The following is a 16,091-nucleotide window of genomic DNA, read 5'->3' as shown; positions in this document are numbered from 1 at the left end:
GCAAAAAAATGCCAGCCCGAAGGCTGGCATTTTTAAATCAGAGAAAGAACAGGATTAAGCCTGACCTTTGATCTCTTTACGACCGTTGTACGGAGCGTGTTCACCCAGAGCTTCTTCGATACGAATCAGCTGGTTGTACTTAGCAACACGGTCAGAACGGCTCATAGAACCTGTTTTGATCTGGCCTGCAGCGGTACCAACAGCCAGGTCAGCGATGGTAGCATCTTCAGTTTCGCCAGAACGGTGAGAGATGACAGCAGTGTAGCCAGCATCTTTCGCCATTTTGATCGCAGCCAGAGTTTCGGTCAGAGAACCGATCTGGTTGAATTTGATCAGGATGGAGTTAACGATGCCTTTTTCGATGCCTTCTTTCAGGATCTTGGTGTTGGTTACGAACAGATCGTCACCAACCAGCTGGATTTTGTCGCCCAGTACTTTTGTCTGGTATGCAAAACCGTCCCAGTCAGACTCGTCCAGACCATCTTCGATGGATACGATCGGGTACTGTTTGGTCAGTTCTTCCAGGAAGTGAGTGAATTCTTCGGAGGTGAACGCTTTGTTGCCTTCGCCAGCCAAAACGTATTTACCGTCTTTGTAGAATTCAGACGCTGCACAGTCCATCGCCAGAGTGATGTCTTTGCCCAGCTCGTAGCCTGCTGCTTTAACCGCTTCAGCGATTACAGCCAGAGCTTCAGCGTTGGAACCCAGGTTCGGCGCATAGCCACCTTCGTCACCAACAGCAGTGTTCATACCTTTGGCTTTCAGAACTTTAGCCAGGTTGTGGAACACTTCAGAACCCATACGTACAGCTTCTTTCAGGGTTTTAGCGCCAACAGGCTGAATCATGAATTCCTGGATGTCGACGTTGTTGTCTGCGTGCTCACCACCGTTGATGATGTTCATCATCGGAACCGGCATGGAGTATTTGCCCGGAGTACCGTTCAGTTCAGCGATATGTGCATACAGCGGCAGGCCTTTAGCAGCAGCTGCTGCTTTGGCGTTCGCCAGGGACACAGCCAGGATGGCGTTTGCACCGAAGTTGGATTTGTTTTCAGTACCGTCCAGATCGATCATGATCTTGTCGATGCCAGCCTGATCTTTAGCATCTTTACCCAGCAGAGCCTGAGCAATCGGGCCGTTTACAGCTGCAACAGCTTTCAGTACGCCTTTACCCATGAAACGGGATTTGTCGCCATCGCGCAGTTCCAGTGCTTCGCGGGAACCAGTAGAAGCACCTGATGGAGCTGCTGCCATACCAACGAAACCACCTTCCAGGTGTACTTCGGCTTCAACAGTCGGGTTACCACGGGAGTCGATGATTTCACGACCGATGATTTTAACGATTTTGGACATTAGGTTTTCCTCAGTACAAGTTAAACTAAAACTCCAGACAAACAATGCACCCTGATGGGTGCATTGCCGTTCTAACTTTTTACTTCTTACTTCGCCTGACGCTTCTGATGTTCACTGGCGGCTTTCACAAAGCCGGCGAACAGCGGGTGTCCATCACGTGGCGTGGAAGTAAATTCCGGGTGGAACTGACAGGCCACGAACCACGGATGATTCGGTACCTCAATGATCTCGACCAACTGATCATCACCGGAACGGCCTGCAACACGCAGACCCGCAGCTTCAATCTGTTTCAACAGCATATTGTTGACTTCGTAGCGGTGGCGATGACGTTCAACAATTGTCGGCGTACCGTACAGTTGACGAACCAGACTCTCATCGCTCAGCTGACACTGTTGCGCACCAAGACGCATTGTGCCACCCAGATCGCTCTTCTCGGTACGGACTTCAACGTTGCCGTCTTCATCACGCCATTCAGTAATCAGGGCCACCACTGGGTACTTACAGTCTGGCACAAATTCTGTGGAGTTGGCGTTGTCCATTCCCACGACGTTACGAGCAAACTCAATCAACGCAACCTGCATACCCAGGCAAATGCCCAGATAAGGAATATTGTTTTCACGCGCAAAGCGCGCTGTCGCGATTTTCCCTTCAACACCACGGTAGCCGAAGCCGCCTGGGATTAGGATGGCATCAAGACCTTTCAGGATCTCAACGCCACGCGTTTCAACATCCTGCGAATCAATCAGCTTGATGTTGACGGTGACACGATTCTTCAAGCCACCGTGCTTCAGCGCTTCGATAACTGACTTATAGGCATCCGGCAGTTCAATGTACTTGCCGACCATACCAATAGTCACTTCGCCTGCCGGATTCGCTTCTTCGTAGATAACCTGTTCCCATTCTGACAGATTTGCTTCCGGACAGTTCAAGCTGAATCGTTTACAAATATAATCGTCAAGGCCCTGAGATTTCAACAGGCCCGGAATTTTATAGATGGAATCGACATCTTTCAGAGAAATCACCGCTTTTTCCGGAACGTTACAGAACAATGCAATTTTTGCACGTTCATTAGCCGGAACTGCGCGATCGGAGCGGCAAATCAGGATATCTGGCTGAATGCCGATAGAAAGCAGCTCTTTTACAGAATGCTGAGTCGGTTTGGTTTTGACTTCACCTGCCGCCGCCATATACGGAACCAGCGTCAGATGCATAAACAGCGTGTGCTCACGGCCAATTTCTACAGCCATCTGGCGAATCGCTTCAAGGAACGGCAGAGATTCGATATCCCCAACGGTTCCGCCGATTTCGACCAGAACAACATCATGACCTTCACCGCCTTCCAGAACGCGCTCTTTAATGGCATTCGTGATGTGCGGAATTACCTGAACAGTAGCGCCCAGATAGTCGCCACGGCGTTCTTTACGCAGAACGTCGGAGTAGATACGACCGGTGGTGAAGTTGTTACGGCGGCTCATTTTGGTGCGGATGAAACGCTCATAGTGACCCAGGTCCAGGTCGGTTTCAGCGCCGTCTTCGGTAACGAACACTTCCCCGTGTTGGATAGGGCTCATAGTACCTGGATCGACGTTGATGTACGGATCCAGTTTCATCATGGTCACATTGAGGCCACGGGCTTCAAGAATGGCTGCGAGGGAGGCTGCGGCAATGCCTTTTCCCAGAGAGGATACGACCCCGCCGGTCACAAAAATATAGTTCGTTGTCATGCTGGACCTGAGAAGTTAGGGTGAAACGATGGAATTACCAAGACGGGAAAGTAGTATACCCGAACATGACGAGCGCCACAAACTTTCATTATTCCTCCTCTTCACCAGGCTCACATTAACATCGGGAGTGAGAAAATAGCCCCTTTGGGGTAAATGTTTTTGACGTAAATCAATCGCTTGTTATTTAAAAAATCACACAAATCGTCCTTGACCGACGAAATCCCTTAGAGATCAATTTCCTGCCGTTTTACCTGTTGCCAGACGTCTTCCATTGTTTCCAGATCAACACCCGTCATTTCCAGACCGCGGGCTGCTACAATTCGCTCAACCTCACGAAAACGGCGCTCGAATTTTTCATTCGCTTTCTGCAATGCGGTCTCTGCTTTTGTCCCTAAATGACGGGCCATATTGACCGTGGCAAACAGCAGGTCGCCCATTTCCTCCTCCAGTTTAGCCTGGTCAACGACAGCCTGCTTCGCCTCGAACATGACTTCGTCAATCTCTTCATAAACTTTGTCGACAACCGGCCCTAATGTCTTCCAGTCAAAACCAACATTGGAGCAACGTTTCTGGATTTTCTGGGCGCGCATTAGCGCCGGCAAACTGCGGGGAATATCATCCAGCGCGGAATGTTGTGCTTTCTCGGCACGTTCTTCGGTTTTGATTTGCTCCCAGCGGGTTAACACCTCGGTGCTGTTGCTGGCGGAAGCATCGGCAAATACATGCGGATGCCGACGTTCGAGCTTATCGCTAATTGCAGCGCAAATATCATTAAAATCGAAGCGCCCTTCTTCCTGCGCCATTTGTGCGTAAAACACCACCTGGAACAACAGATCGCCCAGTTCACCACGCAGATCGTCGAAGTCTTCGCGCGCAATTGCATCAAGTACTTCATAGGTTTCTTCAAGGGTGTAAGGGGCAATAGTGGTGAAAGTCTGCTCTTTATCCCACGGACAGCCGTTTTCCGGGTCGCGCAGGCGCTGCATAATACCGAGCAGTCGGTCGATTTGATTCATGTAAAAATCCTGAAATTTCAATACAGTAGGCCGAATAAGGCGACAGCCGACATCCGGCAACATAGCAATGCCTGATGGCAACGCTAACGCGTTTTATCAGGCCTGCAAGATCATCCGGCCTACAAAATAATTAATTACCGTGCAAGCGACGCGCGTCGATCACATCCGGCACCTGGTTCAGTTTGCCGAGCACGCGTCCGAGCACCTGCAGGTTGTAGATTTCGATGGTCATATCAATGGTGGCCAACTGTTGTTTGGTATCACTACGGCTGGCAACCCCCAGCACGTTTACTTTCTCGTTAGCAAGAATCGTCGTGATATCACGTAATAAGCCGCTCCGATCGTTTGCCTGCACACGGACGACCAGCGAGTACCCAGCCGAGTAGCTTTCACCCCAAACCGCATCAACGATACGTTCCGGGGCATGTGAGCGCAGCTCTGTCAGTTGTTCACAATCAGCCCGGTGCACGGAAATACCACGTCCCTGGGTGATAAACCCGACAATCTCATCGCCAGGGATAGGCTGGCAACAGCGCGCGATATGGTGCATCAGGTTTCCAACCCCTTCGACCACCACACGGCCATCGTCTTTACGGCGAGTCTGCGGGGCCTGCGTTTTCTGCTGAAGCTGTTTCAGTGCAGCAGCATCCTGTTCAGCAGCGCTTGGTTTATTAAACTGCGCTTGCAGGAAGTTGACCATCTGGTTGAGGCGGATGTCACCGCCGCCGATCGCCGCCAGCAGCTCTTCCAGCTCATTAAAGCTGTAACGCGGAAGCAGGTGTTTTTCAGCCTCTTTCAGGCTAATACCCAGGTGCGCCAGTTCATCATCGAGGATCTGACGACCAGCCAGGATATTTTTGTCCCGGTCCTGTTTACGGAACCAGGCATGGATCTTAGAGCGCCCCCTGCTGGTCGTCACGTAGCCCAGGTTAGGGTTTAGCCAGTCGCGGCTAGGGTTTGGCTGTTTCTGGGTGATGATTTCAATTTGATCGCCCATCTGCAGCTGATAGGTAAACGGTACGATGCGACCGCCAATTTTCGCGCCAATGCAACGATGCCCCACATCACTGTGGATGTGATAAGCAAAATCGAGCGGCGTCGAGCCCGCCGGTAAGTCCACGACATCGCCTTTTGGCGTAAAGACGTAAACTCTGTCGTCAAAGACCTGGCTACGCACTTCATCCAGCATTTCACCGGAATCAGCCATCTCTTCCTGCCAGGCTATCAGTTTACGCAGCCACGCAATGCGATCTTCATGACCAGAACGCGCAGCGCCTGAAGCGGTACCTTCTTTGTACTTCCAGTGCGCGGCAACGCCCAGCTCGGCATCTTCGTGCATCTGTTTGGTACGGATCTGGATTTCAATGGTTTTACCGCCGGGTCCCAGCACAACCGTATGGATTGACTGGTAACCGTTAGGCTTTGGATTAGCGACGTAGTCATCGAACTCATCAGGCAGATGGCGATAGTGAGTGTGCACGATCCCCAGCGCGGCATAGCAATCCTGTAAACGCTCAGCCACGATACGCACCGCGCGCACATCGAACAGTTCGTCAAAAGCCAACTGCTTTTTCTGCATTTTGCGCCAGATACTGTAAATATGCTTCGGACGCCCGTACACCTCGGCTTTTACACCTTCGGTTTTCATCTCTGAACGCAGATGCCCAACAAACTCGTCGATATAGTGTTCTCTGTCGATACGGCGTTCATGCAGTAGTTTAGCAATGCGTTTGTATTCGGCTGGGTGCAGGTAGCGGAAGCAGTAATCTTCCAGCTCCCATTTTAATTGCCCGATACCTAATCGGTTAGCCAGCGGAGCATAAATATTGGTGCACTCTTTTGCCGCCAGCACGCGTTCATCTTCCGGCGCGTCTTTCACTTCTCGCAGATGGGCAATCCGTTCCGCCAGCTTGATGACCACACAGCGGAAGTCGTCGACCATTGCCAGCAGCATGCGACGAACGTTATCAACCTGCTCGGAAGAGACGGAGTCGGTATGCGTGGCTTTTAGCTGGCGTATTGCCGCCATATCACGCACACCATGGATAAGATTAACGATTGACGTGCCTACGCTCTCGCGCAGGATGTCTTCACTCACCACATTGGCATCCGCCAGAGGGAACAGCATCGCCGCTCGCAGCGTGTCGATATCCATACTCAACATGGAGAGTATTTCCACCATTTCGACGCCACGCCACAGCAGCAGATCCGCATCCGGATGCCCCTGTGTCTGCTGCAGGCAATACGCCCAGGTTTCGGCTAAGCGTTCACACGACTGCTGGCTGGAGATCCCCAGACTCGCGATCCATTTCTTAGGATCAAACTCACCAGCTTTATTTATATGTGCACTTCTTACCGCAACCATCGTCCTCTCCTTAAGGGGCTTGGCCTGTCGAAGTCGACAAGCCGTACCCATTTTCTTTCACGCTGCATTACAACCCGAAATCCAATGGGTATAAAATTCATTACAAACGCTCAAACAGGACCATCGATTCCAGATGTCCAGTGTGCGGGAACATATCGAGCATCGCCAGTCGCCGAACGGTATATCCTGCATTGAGTAACGCTTCGCTGTCACGAGCCAGCGTAGCAGGATTACAGGATACATAAACAACGCGGACAGGGTTTAATTTTATAATATGTTGCATCACGCCGGCAGCCCCCGCACGCGCAGGATCGAGCAAGACTTTGTCAAATCCGTTTTTTGCCCATGGTTGTTTGGTGACATCTTCTTCAAGGTTTTCATGAAAGAATGTCACATTGTGTAGTCCGTTATTCCGCGCATTCTCCCGGCCTTTTTCCACCAGCGCAGGGACACCTTCAACCCCCACAACGCTCGCAGCCCGGACGGCCAACGGCAACGTAAAATTCCCCATACCACAGAACAAATCAAGCACGCGATCCTCTGGCTGCACATCCAGCCATTCCAGCGCACAGGAAACCATTTTTTGGTTTACCCCTTCATTGACCTGGATAAAATCACGCGGGCTAAAGGTTAAACGTAGTCCATTTGAATCATACCAGGGCGATTCTTCTGAATTTGATTCCAGTATCTCGCTTTGCGGAGCCAGAAACAAAGACAGTCCCTGAGAATGCGAAAAACATTCCAGTTTTTCTTTATCCGCGGTATTCAGTGGCGCAGTGTGGCGCAAAATCATCAGGGTTCCACTTCCAGCCTGCACCAATTCGACATGTCCCAAGTGACGCAGCCCCTGCAGACTCTGCAGGCATGCCCGAATTTCAGGCAACAGCGCCTCAAGTTGGGGCACCAAAATAGGGCATTGCTTCACATCGATAATGTCGCTGGAGCCGGACTTGCGAAATCCCATCTGCAATTGCTGCTCTTTCAAGCGATAGTTCAGACTTAAACGCGCGCGGCGCCGATAACCCCACGGGGTATCGGCGATAACTTCCGTCACCTCACATTTCATTAAACGCGACAACGCTGCACTTTTGCTACGCTGCTGCAAAGGGATGCTGGCATGCTGCTGTTGACAGCCACCACAGACCCCAAAATGTGGGCAACGTGGCACTTCACGTTCCGAACTGTCGTTTAAACGACGTTTGACTTGCGCACGGGCAAACTGTTTTTTATCTTCAGTAATCACCACTTCTGCGCTTTCCTGGGGCAGCAATTCCGGTATAAACAGGGCTTTCCCGTTATGACGAGCAACACCCTGACCAAAAGAATCAAGGTCATTGACGGTAACGGTTATGATCTGACGCGTCGTCACGCGTCGTTTTGCAGAGTAGAATTGCGCCATCGACGAGATATTTCTCTATTTAACAGTGTGACCCTAATTGTCCCATAACGGAACTCCATGACCAACTACAGCCTGCGCGCACGCATGATGATTCTGATCCTGGCCCCGACCGTCCTGATAGGTTTGCTGCTCAGTATCTTTTTTGTTGTGCATCGCTATAACGACTTGCAGCGTCAACTGGAAGATGCTGGTGCCAGCATCATTGAACCACTCGCGGTATCCAGCGAATACGGCATGAACTTGCAAAACCGGGAATCCATCGGCCAGCTTATCAGCGTGTTGCATCGTCGCCATTCCGATATTGTGCGGGCAATTTCCGTCTATGACGAAAATAACCGACTGTTCGTCACCTCCAACTTTCATCTTGATCCGTCAGAGATGCAATTGGCTACCGGATCGCCGTTTCCGCGAAAGCTGAGCGTAACCCGGCTCGGGGATATCATGATCCTGCGTACCCCTATTATATCGGAAAGCTATTCACCGGATGAATCTGCCGTTAGCGATGCGAAAAACACCAAAAATATGCTGGGATATGTGGCGCTTGAGCTGGACCTCAAGTCCGTGCGATTACAGCAGTACAAAGAGATCTTTATCTCCAGCGTCATGATGCTGTTTTGTATTGGTATTGCGTTAATTTTCGGCTGGCGTCTGATGCGTGACGTGACCGGCCCAATTCGCAACATGGTGAATACCGTAGACCGGATACGTAGAGGTCAGCTCGATAGCCGCGTGGAAGGTTTCATGTTGGGCGAACTGGATATGCTGAAGAATGGCATCAACTCGATGGCGATGTCTCTCGCCGCCTACCATGAAGAGATGCAGCACAATATCGATCAGGCGACTTCAGATCTGCGCGAAACGCTGGAGCAGATGGAGATCCAAAACATTGAGCTGGACCTGGCAAAGAAACGCGCTCAGGAAGCTGCGCGTATTAAATCAGAGTTCCTGGCGAACATGTCTCACGAGCTACGTACACCGCTAAACGGTGTCATTGGCTTTACACGCCTGACACTAAAAACCGAGTTAAATACCACCCAGCGTGATCACCTGAATACGATTGAACGCTCTGCCAACAACCTGCTCGCTATCATCAATGATGTGCTCGACTTCTCTAAACTGGAAGCGGGTAAACTGATTCTGGAAAGCATACCGTTCCCGCTGCGCAGCACACTGGATGACGTCGTAACGCTGTTAGCGCACTCCTCCCATGACAAAGGGCTGGAGCTAACACTGAATATTAAAAATGACGTTCCGGACAATGTGATTGGCGACCCGCTGCGTTTGCAACAGGTCATCACCAACCTGGTCGGCAATGCCATCAAATTTACTGAGAGCGGCAATATCGACATTCTGGTTGAAAAACGCGCGCTCAGTAACACCAAAGTCCAGATAGAAGTTCAAATCCGCGATACCGGTATTGGTATTCCAGAGCGCGATCAGTCACGTCTGTTCCAGGCTTTCCGTCAGGCTGATGCCAGCATTTCGCGCCGTCACGGTGGTACCGGACTTGGCCTTGTGATCACGCAAAAACTGGTCAATGAAATGGGGGGGGATATCTCATTTCATAGCCAACCAAATCGCGGTTCTACCTTCTGGTTCCATATCAGTCTTGATCTCAATCCTAATGTTCTCAGCGAACGTTCAACCACCCGCTGTCTGGCAGGTAAACGACTGGCTTACGTTGAACCAAATGCTACCGCCGCGCAATGCACGTTGGATATCTTGAGTGAAACGCCACTGGAGGTGATTTACAGCCCTTCATTCTCTGCATTACCGGCAGAACACTACGATATCCTGCTACTCGGTGTACCCGTCACTTTCCGCGAGCCGCTCACCATGCAGCATGAACGGCTGGCAAGCGCAGCCGCGATGACCGATTTCCTGTTGCTGGCGTTGCCTTGCCATGCGCAGATTAACGCTGAAAAATTAAAGCAAGGCGGCGCGGCGGCATGTCTGTTAAAACCGCTCACCTCAACCCGATTGCTGCCTGTGTTAACCGAGTATTGCCATCTGAACCAAGGGTCAGAACTCCCGTTGTTAGATGAAAGCAAGATTGCGATGACCGTGATGGCGGTGGACGACAACCCGGCGAACCTGAAGCTTATCGGCGCATTACTTGAAGATAAGGTGCAGCACGTCGAGCTGTGCGACAGCGGGCATCAGGCGGTGGACAGAGCCAAACAAATGCAATTTGACCTGATCCTGATGGATATTCAGATGCCGGACATGGACGGTATTCGTGCCTGCGAACTGATCCATCAGCTTCCACACCAGCAGCAGACACCGGTTATTGCGGTAACGGCACATGCCATGGCGGGACAAAAAGAGAAGTTACTCAGCGCCGGAATGAATGACTACCTGGCTAAGCCGATTGAAGAAGATAAATTGCACAGTTTGCTGTTGCGCTATAAGCCCGGTGCCGGCACATCAGCCCGGACTATCGTGGCGGAACCCCCTGAACCCGTGGTCAACCCGAATACGACCCTCGACTGGCAACTGGCGTTAAGACAGGCTGCCGGTAAAAACGATCTGGCGCGGGATATGCTGCAAATGCTGATCGATTTCTTGCCTGAAGTCCGTAACAGAATTGAAGAGCAACTGGTGGGTGAAAACCCTGAAGGGTTGGTGGACTTGATTCATAAACTGCACGGCAGCTGCGGTTACAGCGGGGTTCCCCGCATGAAAAACCTGTGTCAGCTTATTGAGCAGCAGTTACGTAGCGGGACTAAAGAGGAAGAGCTGGAACCAGAGTTTTTAGAGCTTCTTGATGAGATGGACAACGTGGCACGTGAAGCGAAGAAGCTGTTGGGGTAAAGGTCTGATTGCCGGATAACGACGCTCACGCCTCTTATCCGGCCTATAGCCACTCTCATTTAACGTAATTGCTGCCCTGCTTTAAGCGTTGCGGCCACGTTTCGTGCCGTCATCCGCACATTTTCACTCGCATTATCCAGCGCCTCATCCAGCGTGCAAATGGTATAAATCACGCTAAAAACGGCATCAATTCCATGCTCATGCACCACGCCAACATCTGGCGTCAGGCTGCCTGCAATACCAATGACGGGCTTATTATATCGCTTTGCAACGTTCGCTACGCCAACCGGGACTTTGCCATGGATCGTCTGACTGTCAATACGCCCTTCCCCGGTCACCACTAAATCTGCATCCGCAACGCAGTCATCAAGGTGTAACGCATCCGTCACGATCTCGATACCACGGCGTAGCTGCGCACCACAAAACGCATACAGTGCAGCCCCCATGCCGCCGGCAGCGCCACCACCGACCAGATCCAACACGTTAACGTCCAGATCGCGGGCAATCAGTAGCGCATAGTGCGTGAGCGCATTATCCAGACGGGTAATCATCTCTGGCGTTGCCCCTTTTTGCGGACCAAATACTGCAGAAGCGCCCTCTTTACCGGTCAGCGGATTCGTTACATCGCAGGCCACTTCAATACGACAGGTAGCAAGGCGCTTATCTAACGCTGAAATATCTATCCTGGTGAGCGCTTCCAGACCAATTCCGCCTTGCGCAATCTGGTTATTCTGCGCATCCAGCAATTTGGCGCCCAGAGCCTGCACCATACCGGCACCACCATCATTAGTTGCGCTACCGCCAATCCCGATGATGATATGCTCCACCCCCGCATCCAGCGCATGGCGAATCAACTCTCCGGTTCCCCATGAGGTGGTTTTCAGCGGATCGCGTAAACCTGCCGGAACTCGCTCTAACCCACTGGCGGCCGCCATCTCGATAAACGCTGAGCGCTCATCTCCCGATACCCCATAAAATGCCCGTACCTTACTTCCCAATGGACCAGTAACATCAACATGCACAAAGTGACCCGCTGTAGCAGCAACCATCGCCTCAACCGTTCCTTCACCACCATCAGCGACCGGTATCTTTACGTAATCCGCATCAGGCCAGATCTCACGAAAACCCTGCTCAATGGCCGTTGCCACCTCAAGCGCACTCAAACTCTCTTTATAAGAATCCGGTGCAATTACTATTTTCATAAGCCGTCCTTACGCATGTTGATTCTGTTAATCATACACCGGGAGATGTGCCGGTTCCTGTCAGAACCGGCATAACGTTTAGCGCACCATGCATGGGCGTTTATTATCAAAGGTCCAGTTCGGGATCAGGTACTGCATTCCCATCGCGTCATCACGTGCTCCCAGGCCATGTTGCTGGTACAGCTCGTGCGCTTTCATCACCTGGTCCATATCCAGTTCTACACCCAGACCCGGCTTCGCTGGTACCTGTACCATGCCGCCTCTAATTTCGAACGGTTCTTTGGTCAGGCGTTGGTTACCTTCCTGCCAGATCCAGTGGGTATCAATAGCCGTAATTTTACCCGGCGCTGCTGCCGCAACATGAGTGAACATCGCCAGCGAAATATCAAAGTGATTGTTTGAGTGTGAACCCCAGGTGAGGCCAAACTCATGACACATCTGCGCCACGCGAACAGACCCCTGCATAGTCCAGAAATGCGGGTCAGCCAGCGGAATATCCACAGACTGCAACGACAGCGTGTGCCCCATCTGACGCCAGTCGGTAGCGATCATATTGGTCGCCGTCGGCAGGCCAGTCGCGCGGCGGAATTCCGCCATCACTTCACGCCCAGAGAAACCCTGCTCCGCGCCACATGGATCTTCAGCATAAGCCAGCGATCCTTTCAGATACTTACCGATCTTGATCGCTTCATTCAACGACCAGGCGCCGTTAGGATCGAGCGTTACGCGAGCCTGCGGGAAACGCTTCGCCAACGCGACGATAGATTCCGCTTCCTCTTCCCCTGCCAGCACGCCGCCTTTGAGTTTAAAGTCGTTAAAACCATATTTCTCATACGCTGCTTCAGCCAGACGCACTACCGCATCCGGGGTCATGGCCTCTTCATGGCGCAGACGATACCAATCGCACTTCTCATCCGGCTGACTCTGATACGGCAGCGGCGTCGCTTTACGGTTGCCGACGAAGAACAGATACCCCAACATCTCCACTTCACTACGCTGCTGACCATCACCCAGCAGAGACGCGACATTCACCCCCAGGTGCTGGCCTAACAGATCCAACATTGCCGCTTCGATCCCGGTAACCACATGAATAGTGGTACGTAAATCGAAAGTCTGTAAACCACGCCCACCGGCATCCCGATCGGCAAAGGTATTGCGTACCGTATTCAGTACGTTTTTGTATTCACCTAACGTTTTGCCCACCACCAGCGGAATCGCATCTTCCAGAGTTTTACGAATTTTCTCGCCGCCGGGAATTTCGCCCACCCCGGCATTACCAGAATTATCTTTGATAATCACAATATTACGCGTAAAGAACGGGGCATGTGCACCGCTCAGGTTCATCAGCATGCTGTCGTGGCCCGCAACTGGGATCACCTGCATAGAGGTCACTACTGGGGTAGAAAATTGTACGCTCATCATCGTGTCCTTATTCAAAATCAGTGACGGCCGAAAACAGGACGTTTACGGTCAAAAGTCCATCCGGGGATCAGATACTGCATCGGTCCTGCGTCATTACGCGCACCGCCGGGCAATGCCTTATAAGCTTCATGCGCTTTCTGCACCTGATCCCAGTCCAGTTCCACACCCAGACCAGGTGCATCTGGAACCGCAATTTTTCCGTTCTTTATTTCCAGCGGATTCTTCGTCAGACGGCAATCGCCCTCCTGCCAAATCCAGTGCGTGTCGATGGCTGTCGGATTACCCGGCGCTGCCGCACCGACGTGAGTAAACATTGCCAGCGAAATATCAAAGTGGTTATTGGAATGGCATCCCCAGGTCAGGCCCCAGTCATCGCACAACTGTGCCACGCGCACTGCACCAGAAAGCGTCCAGAAGTGCGGATCGGCCAGCGGAATATCGACTGCATTCAGCATTACCGCGTGGCCCATTTCGCGCCAGTTGGTAGCAATCATGTTGGTCGCCACCGGTAATCCCGTTGCGCGGCGGAACTCGGCCATCACTTCACGCCCGGAAAATCCCTGTTCAGCACCACACGGATCTTCTGCGTAAGTCAGTACATCATTTAGCCCTTTGCACAAGGAGATCGCTTCATCCAGCAACCAGGCACCGTTAGGGTCCACCGTAATACGCGCATCCGGGAAGCAAGATTTCAGCGCACGGGCGGTTTCAATTTCTTGCTCACCAGGCAGCACACCGCCCTTCAGTTTGAAATCTTTAAAGCCATAACGATCCTGTGACGCCTGCGCCAGACGCACCACCGCGTCGCTGGTCATCGCTTGCTGGTGACGTAAGTGATACCACTCATGTTTACCCGGCGTACTTTCCAGATACGGCAGATCGGTTTTGGTGCGATCGCCTACATAGAACAGATAACCGAGCACGGTCACTGCATCACGCTGCTTACCCGGACCTAACAGCTCGCAGACCGGTACATTCAGCGTTTTGCCCAGCAGATCCAGCAGCGCGGCTTCCAGCGCCGCCACAGCATTGACGCGCAGCTCAAATGTCCAGGCTCCATTGCCGAAGGTATCAAAGTCAGCAGCCTGATTGCCTTTATGCACCTGCTGGACCACCTTATTCAGGCGCGCCACTTCCTGGCCTAACACCTGCGGAATAGCGTCCACCAGCGTTTGATAGATCACTTCACCGCCTGGCGCTTCCCCCACACCGGTGTGCCCGGCGTTATCAGTAAGGACCACGATATTGCGGGTAAACCAGGCGTTATGCGCGCCACCAATATTGAGCAGCATGCTGTCATGACCAGCCACCGGGATGACCTTCATGTCGGTAATAACGGGACTCGATTGTGTTGTCATCATTATTGTCCTGCGACAGGTTTCAGTTCGATACGTTTAATATCGCCAACCAGCACCAGATAGCTCACTACGGCAATCAGCGCATGCACTCCAACGTAAATCAAGGCACCATTAAACGACCCCGTCGTGCCCACAATGTAGCCGATAGCAATCGGTGTCACGATGCCGGAGATATTACCGAACATGTTGAACAGACCGCCGCTCAGGCCGCTAATCTCTTTGGGGGCCGTGTCTGCCATTACCGCCCAGCCCAGTGCACCGATACCTTTACCGAAGAAGGCCAGCGCCATAAAGCCGATAATCATCCATTCAACGTTGACGTAGTTACAGAACACCATCACCATTGACAGCAACATACCCAACACGATTGGCGTTTTACGGGCGATATTCAGCGAACCAGTGCGACGCATCAGCCAGTCGGAAATAATGCCGCCGAGCACACCGCCTGCGAATCCGCAAATAGCCGGGACCGACGCGACAAATCCCGCTTTCAGAATCGACATACCGCGCGCCTGTACCAGATAGACCGGGAACCAGGTGATAAAGAAGTAGGTCAGCGCGTTAATACAGTACTGGCCGATGTAGATACCGATCATCATGCGGGAACCCAACAACTGTTTGATTTGCCCCCATTTCACGCTGAACGGAACTTTAGCTTTAGCAGCCGCCTGATCCATGTTGATCAGCGCCCCACCTTCGGCAATGTACTCCAGCTCTTTTTGGTTTACACCCGGATGCTGGTTCGGTTCGTGAATCACTTTCAGCCAGATAAAGCTGATGATGATCCCGAGTCCACCCATAAAGAAGAACACGTGCGACCAGCCCACTTCGTGGGTCAGCCAGCCCATAATTGGCGCGAAGATAACGGTGGCAAAGTATTGCGCAGAGTTAAAGATAGCGACCGCCGTGCCCCTTTCCTGCGCCGGAAACCACGCCGCCACAATGCGACTGTTGCCAGGGAACGAGGGTGCTTCAGCTAGCCCCACGAGGAAGCGCAGGGTAAACAGCGCAACGATAATGCCGAAGCCGCTAAAGATATCGACGAAACCTTGCAGCAAGGTAAACATGGACCAGATAAAGATGGACCAGAAATAAACGCGCTTTGAACCAAAGCGGTCAAGCAGCCAGCCGCCGGGGATCTGGCCGATAACATAGGCCCATGAAAAAGCGGAAAATACATATCCCATCCCGACCGCATCCAGACCAATGTCTTTGGCCATTTCTGAACCGGCAATGGATAAAGTGGCGCGGTCGCCGTAGTTGAAGGATGTGACGATAAACAACATCACCACTATCCAGTAGCGAGCGTTAGTGCGTTTTTCCGCGCTGCTCGCCGCCTGACTTAATGAACTCATTGTTGCACTCCTGAATCTTGGCTTTCGCCAGTTCATTCTGTACAGCACCTGTAGGGTGATCAGAATGAGAGGTTAGTGTGTGG

The 16,091-nt window shown here is 52.1% G+C and carries 10 protein-coding genes; 1 reads left to right on the top strand and 9 read right to left on the bottom strand.

The genetic code is table 11. The annotated features are described in order from the left end of the window. Positions 1-54: 54 nt before the first annotated feature. The 5 genes from eno to rlmD form a co-directional block, all read right to left on the bottom strand. Positions 55-1,353 carry a phosphopyruvate hydratase gene (gene eno / locus OGX95_RS12510; protein WP_286629632.1) on the bottom strand — a complete coding sequence of 433 codons (1,299 nt, stop codon included), beginning with the start codon at positions 1,351-1,353 and terminating at the stop codon, positions 55-57. An 86-nt stretch (positions 1,354-1,439) separates the two neighbouring features. Further along, complete coding sequence (gene pyrG, locus OGX95_RS12505) at positions 1,440-3,077, bottom strand: glutamine hydrolyzing CTP synthase (protein ID WP_005130912.1); 1,638 nt, start codon at positions 3,075-3,077, stop codon at positions 1,440-1,442. Positions 3,078-3,301: 224 nt separating this feature from the next. After that, on the bottom strand, positions 3,302-4,093 hold the full coding sequence (gene mazG / locus OGX95_RS12500) for a nucleoside triphosphate pyrophosphohydrolase (RefSeq protein WP_286629631.1): 792 nt from the start codon (positions 4,091-4,093) through the stop codon (positions 3,302-3,304). Between the two features lie 130 nt (positions 4,094-4,223). Continuing rightward, positions 4,224-6,458, bottom strand: a complete 2,235-nt coding sequence (gene relA / locus OGX95_RS12495; RefSeq protein WP_137382740.1) for a GTP diphosphokinase — start codon at positions 6,456-6,458, stop codon at positions 4,224-4,226. A gap of 100 nt (positions 6,459-6,558) precedes the next feature. Then, positions 6,559-7,857 carry a 23S rRNA (uracil(1939)-C(5))-methyltransferase RlmD gene (gene rlmD / locus OGX95_RS12490; RefSeq protein WP_286629630.1) on the bottom strand — a complete coding sequence of 433 codons (1,299 nt, stop codon included), beginning with the start codon at positions 7,855-7,857 and terminating at the stop codon, positions 6,559-6,561. Positions 7,858-7,914: 57 nt separating this feature from the next. On the opposite strand from rlmD, the gene barA reads away from it, so the two are divergent. Then, positions 7,915-10,671 (top strand): two-component sensor histidine kinase BarA, encoded by a 2,757-nt coding sequence (gene barA / locus OGX95_RS12485; protein ID WP_286629629.1) that lies wholly within the window; start codon positions 7,915-7,917, stop codon positions 10,669-10,671. 59 nt (positions 10,672-10,730) lie between these two features. Here barA and OGX95_RS12480 read toward each other — a convergent pair whose 3' ends face one another. From OGX95_RS12480 to gudP, 4 genes are all read right to left on the bottom strand, one after another. Next, positions 10,731-11,873: a glycerate kinase gene (locus OGX95_RS12480; protein ID WP_286629628.1), complete on the bottom strand. Its 1,143-nt coding sequence runs from the start codon at positions 11,871-11,873 to the stop codon at positions 10,731-10,733. 78 nt (positions 11,874-11,951) lie between these two features. Further along, positions 11,952-13,292, bottom strand: coding sequence for a glucarate dehydratase (gene gudD / locus OGX95_RS12475; protein WP_286629735.1), 1,341 nt, complete (start codon positions 13,290-13,292; stop codon positions 11,952-11,954). A 20-nt stretch (positions 13,293-13,312) separates the two neighbouring features. Continuing rightward, positions 13,313-14,653, bottom strand: a complete 1,341-nt coding sequence (locus OGX95_RS12470) for an enolase C-terminal domain-like protein (protein WP_286629734.1) — start codon at positions 14,651-14,653, stop codon at positions 13,313-13,315. 2 nt (positions 14,654-14,655) lie between these two features. After that, positions 14,656-16,008 carry a galactarate/glucarate/glycerate transporter GudP gene (gene gudP / locus OGX95_RS12465; protein WP_286629627.1) on the bottom strand — a complete coding sequence of 451 codons (1,353 nt, stop codon included), beginning with the start codon at positions 16,006-16,008 and terminating at the stop codon, positions 14,656-14,658. Between the last annotated feature and the right edge of the window lie 83 nt (positions 16,009-16,091).

It is taken from the genome of Citrobacter sp. Cu233, assembly GCF_030332225.1.
In the GTDB taxonomy this organism is placed as follows: Bacteria; Pseudomonadota; Gammaproteobacteria; order Enterobacterales; family Enterobacteriaceae; genus Citrobacter.
Note: the sequence above shows the minus strand (reverse complement) of the source record. Positions and strands in the feature narration are given on the sequence as shown.

Excerpts from the sequence above, each read along its gene's own strand:
- eno (WP_286629632.1), bottom strand. The coding sequence starts at position 1,353 with ATGTCCAAAATCGTTAAAATCATCGGTCGTGAAATCATCGACTCCCGT.
- pyrG (WP_005130912.1), bottom strand. The coding sequence starts at position 3,077 with ATGACAACGAACTATATTTTTGTGACCGGCGGGGTCGTATCCTCTCTG.
- mazG (WP_286629631.1), bottom strand. The coding sequence starts at position 4,093 with ATGAATCAAATCGACCGACTGCTCGGTATTATGCAGCGCCTGCGCGAC.
- relA (WP_137382740.1), bottom strand. The coding sequence starts at position 6,458 with ATGGTTGCGGTAAGAAGTGCACATATAAATAAAGCTGGTGAGTTTGAT.
- rlmD (WP_286629630.1), bottom strand. The coding sequence starts at position 7,857 with ATGGCGCAATTCTACTCTGCAAAACGACGCGTGACGACGCGTCAGATC.
- barA (WP_286629629.1), top strand. The coding sequence starts at position 7,915 with ATGACCAACTACAGCCTGCGCGCACGCATGATGATTCTGATCCTGGCC.
- OGX95_RS12480 (WP_286629628.1), bottom strand. The coding sequence starts at position 11,873 with ATGAAAATAGTAATTGCACCGGATTCTTATAAAGAGAGTTTGAGTGCG.
- gudD (WP_286629735.1), bottom strand. The coding sequence starts at position 13,292 with ATGAGCGTACAATTTTCTACCCCAGTAGTGACCTCTATGCAGGTGATC.
- OGX95_RS12470 (WP_286629734.1), bottom strand. The coding sequence starts at position 14,653 with ATGACAACACAATCGAGTCCCGTTATTACCGACATGAAGGTCATCCCG.
- gudP (WP_286629627.1), bottom strand. The coding sequence starts at position 16,008 with ATGAGTTCATTAAGTCAGGCGGCGAGCAGCGCGGAAAAACGCACTAAC.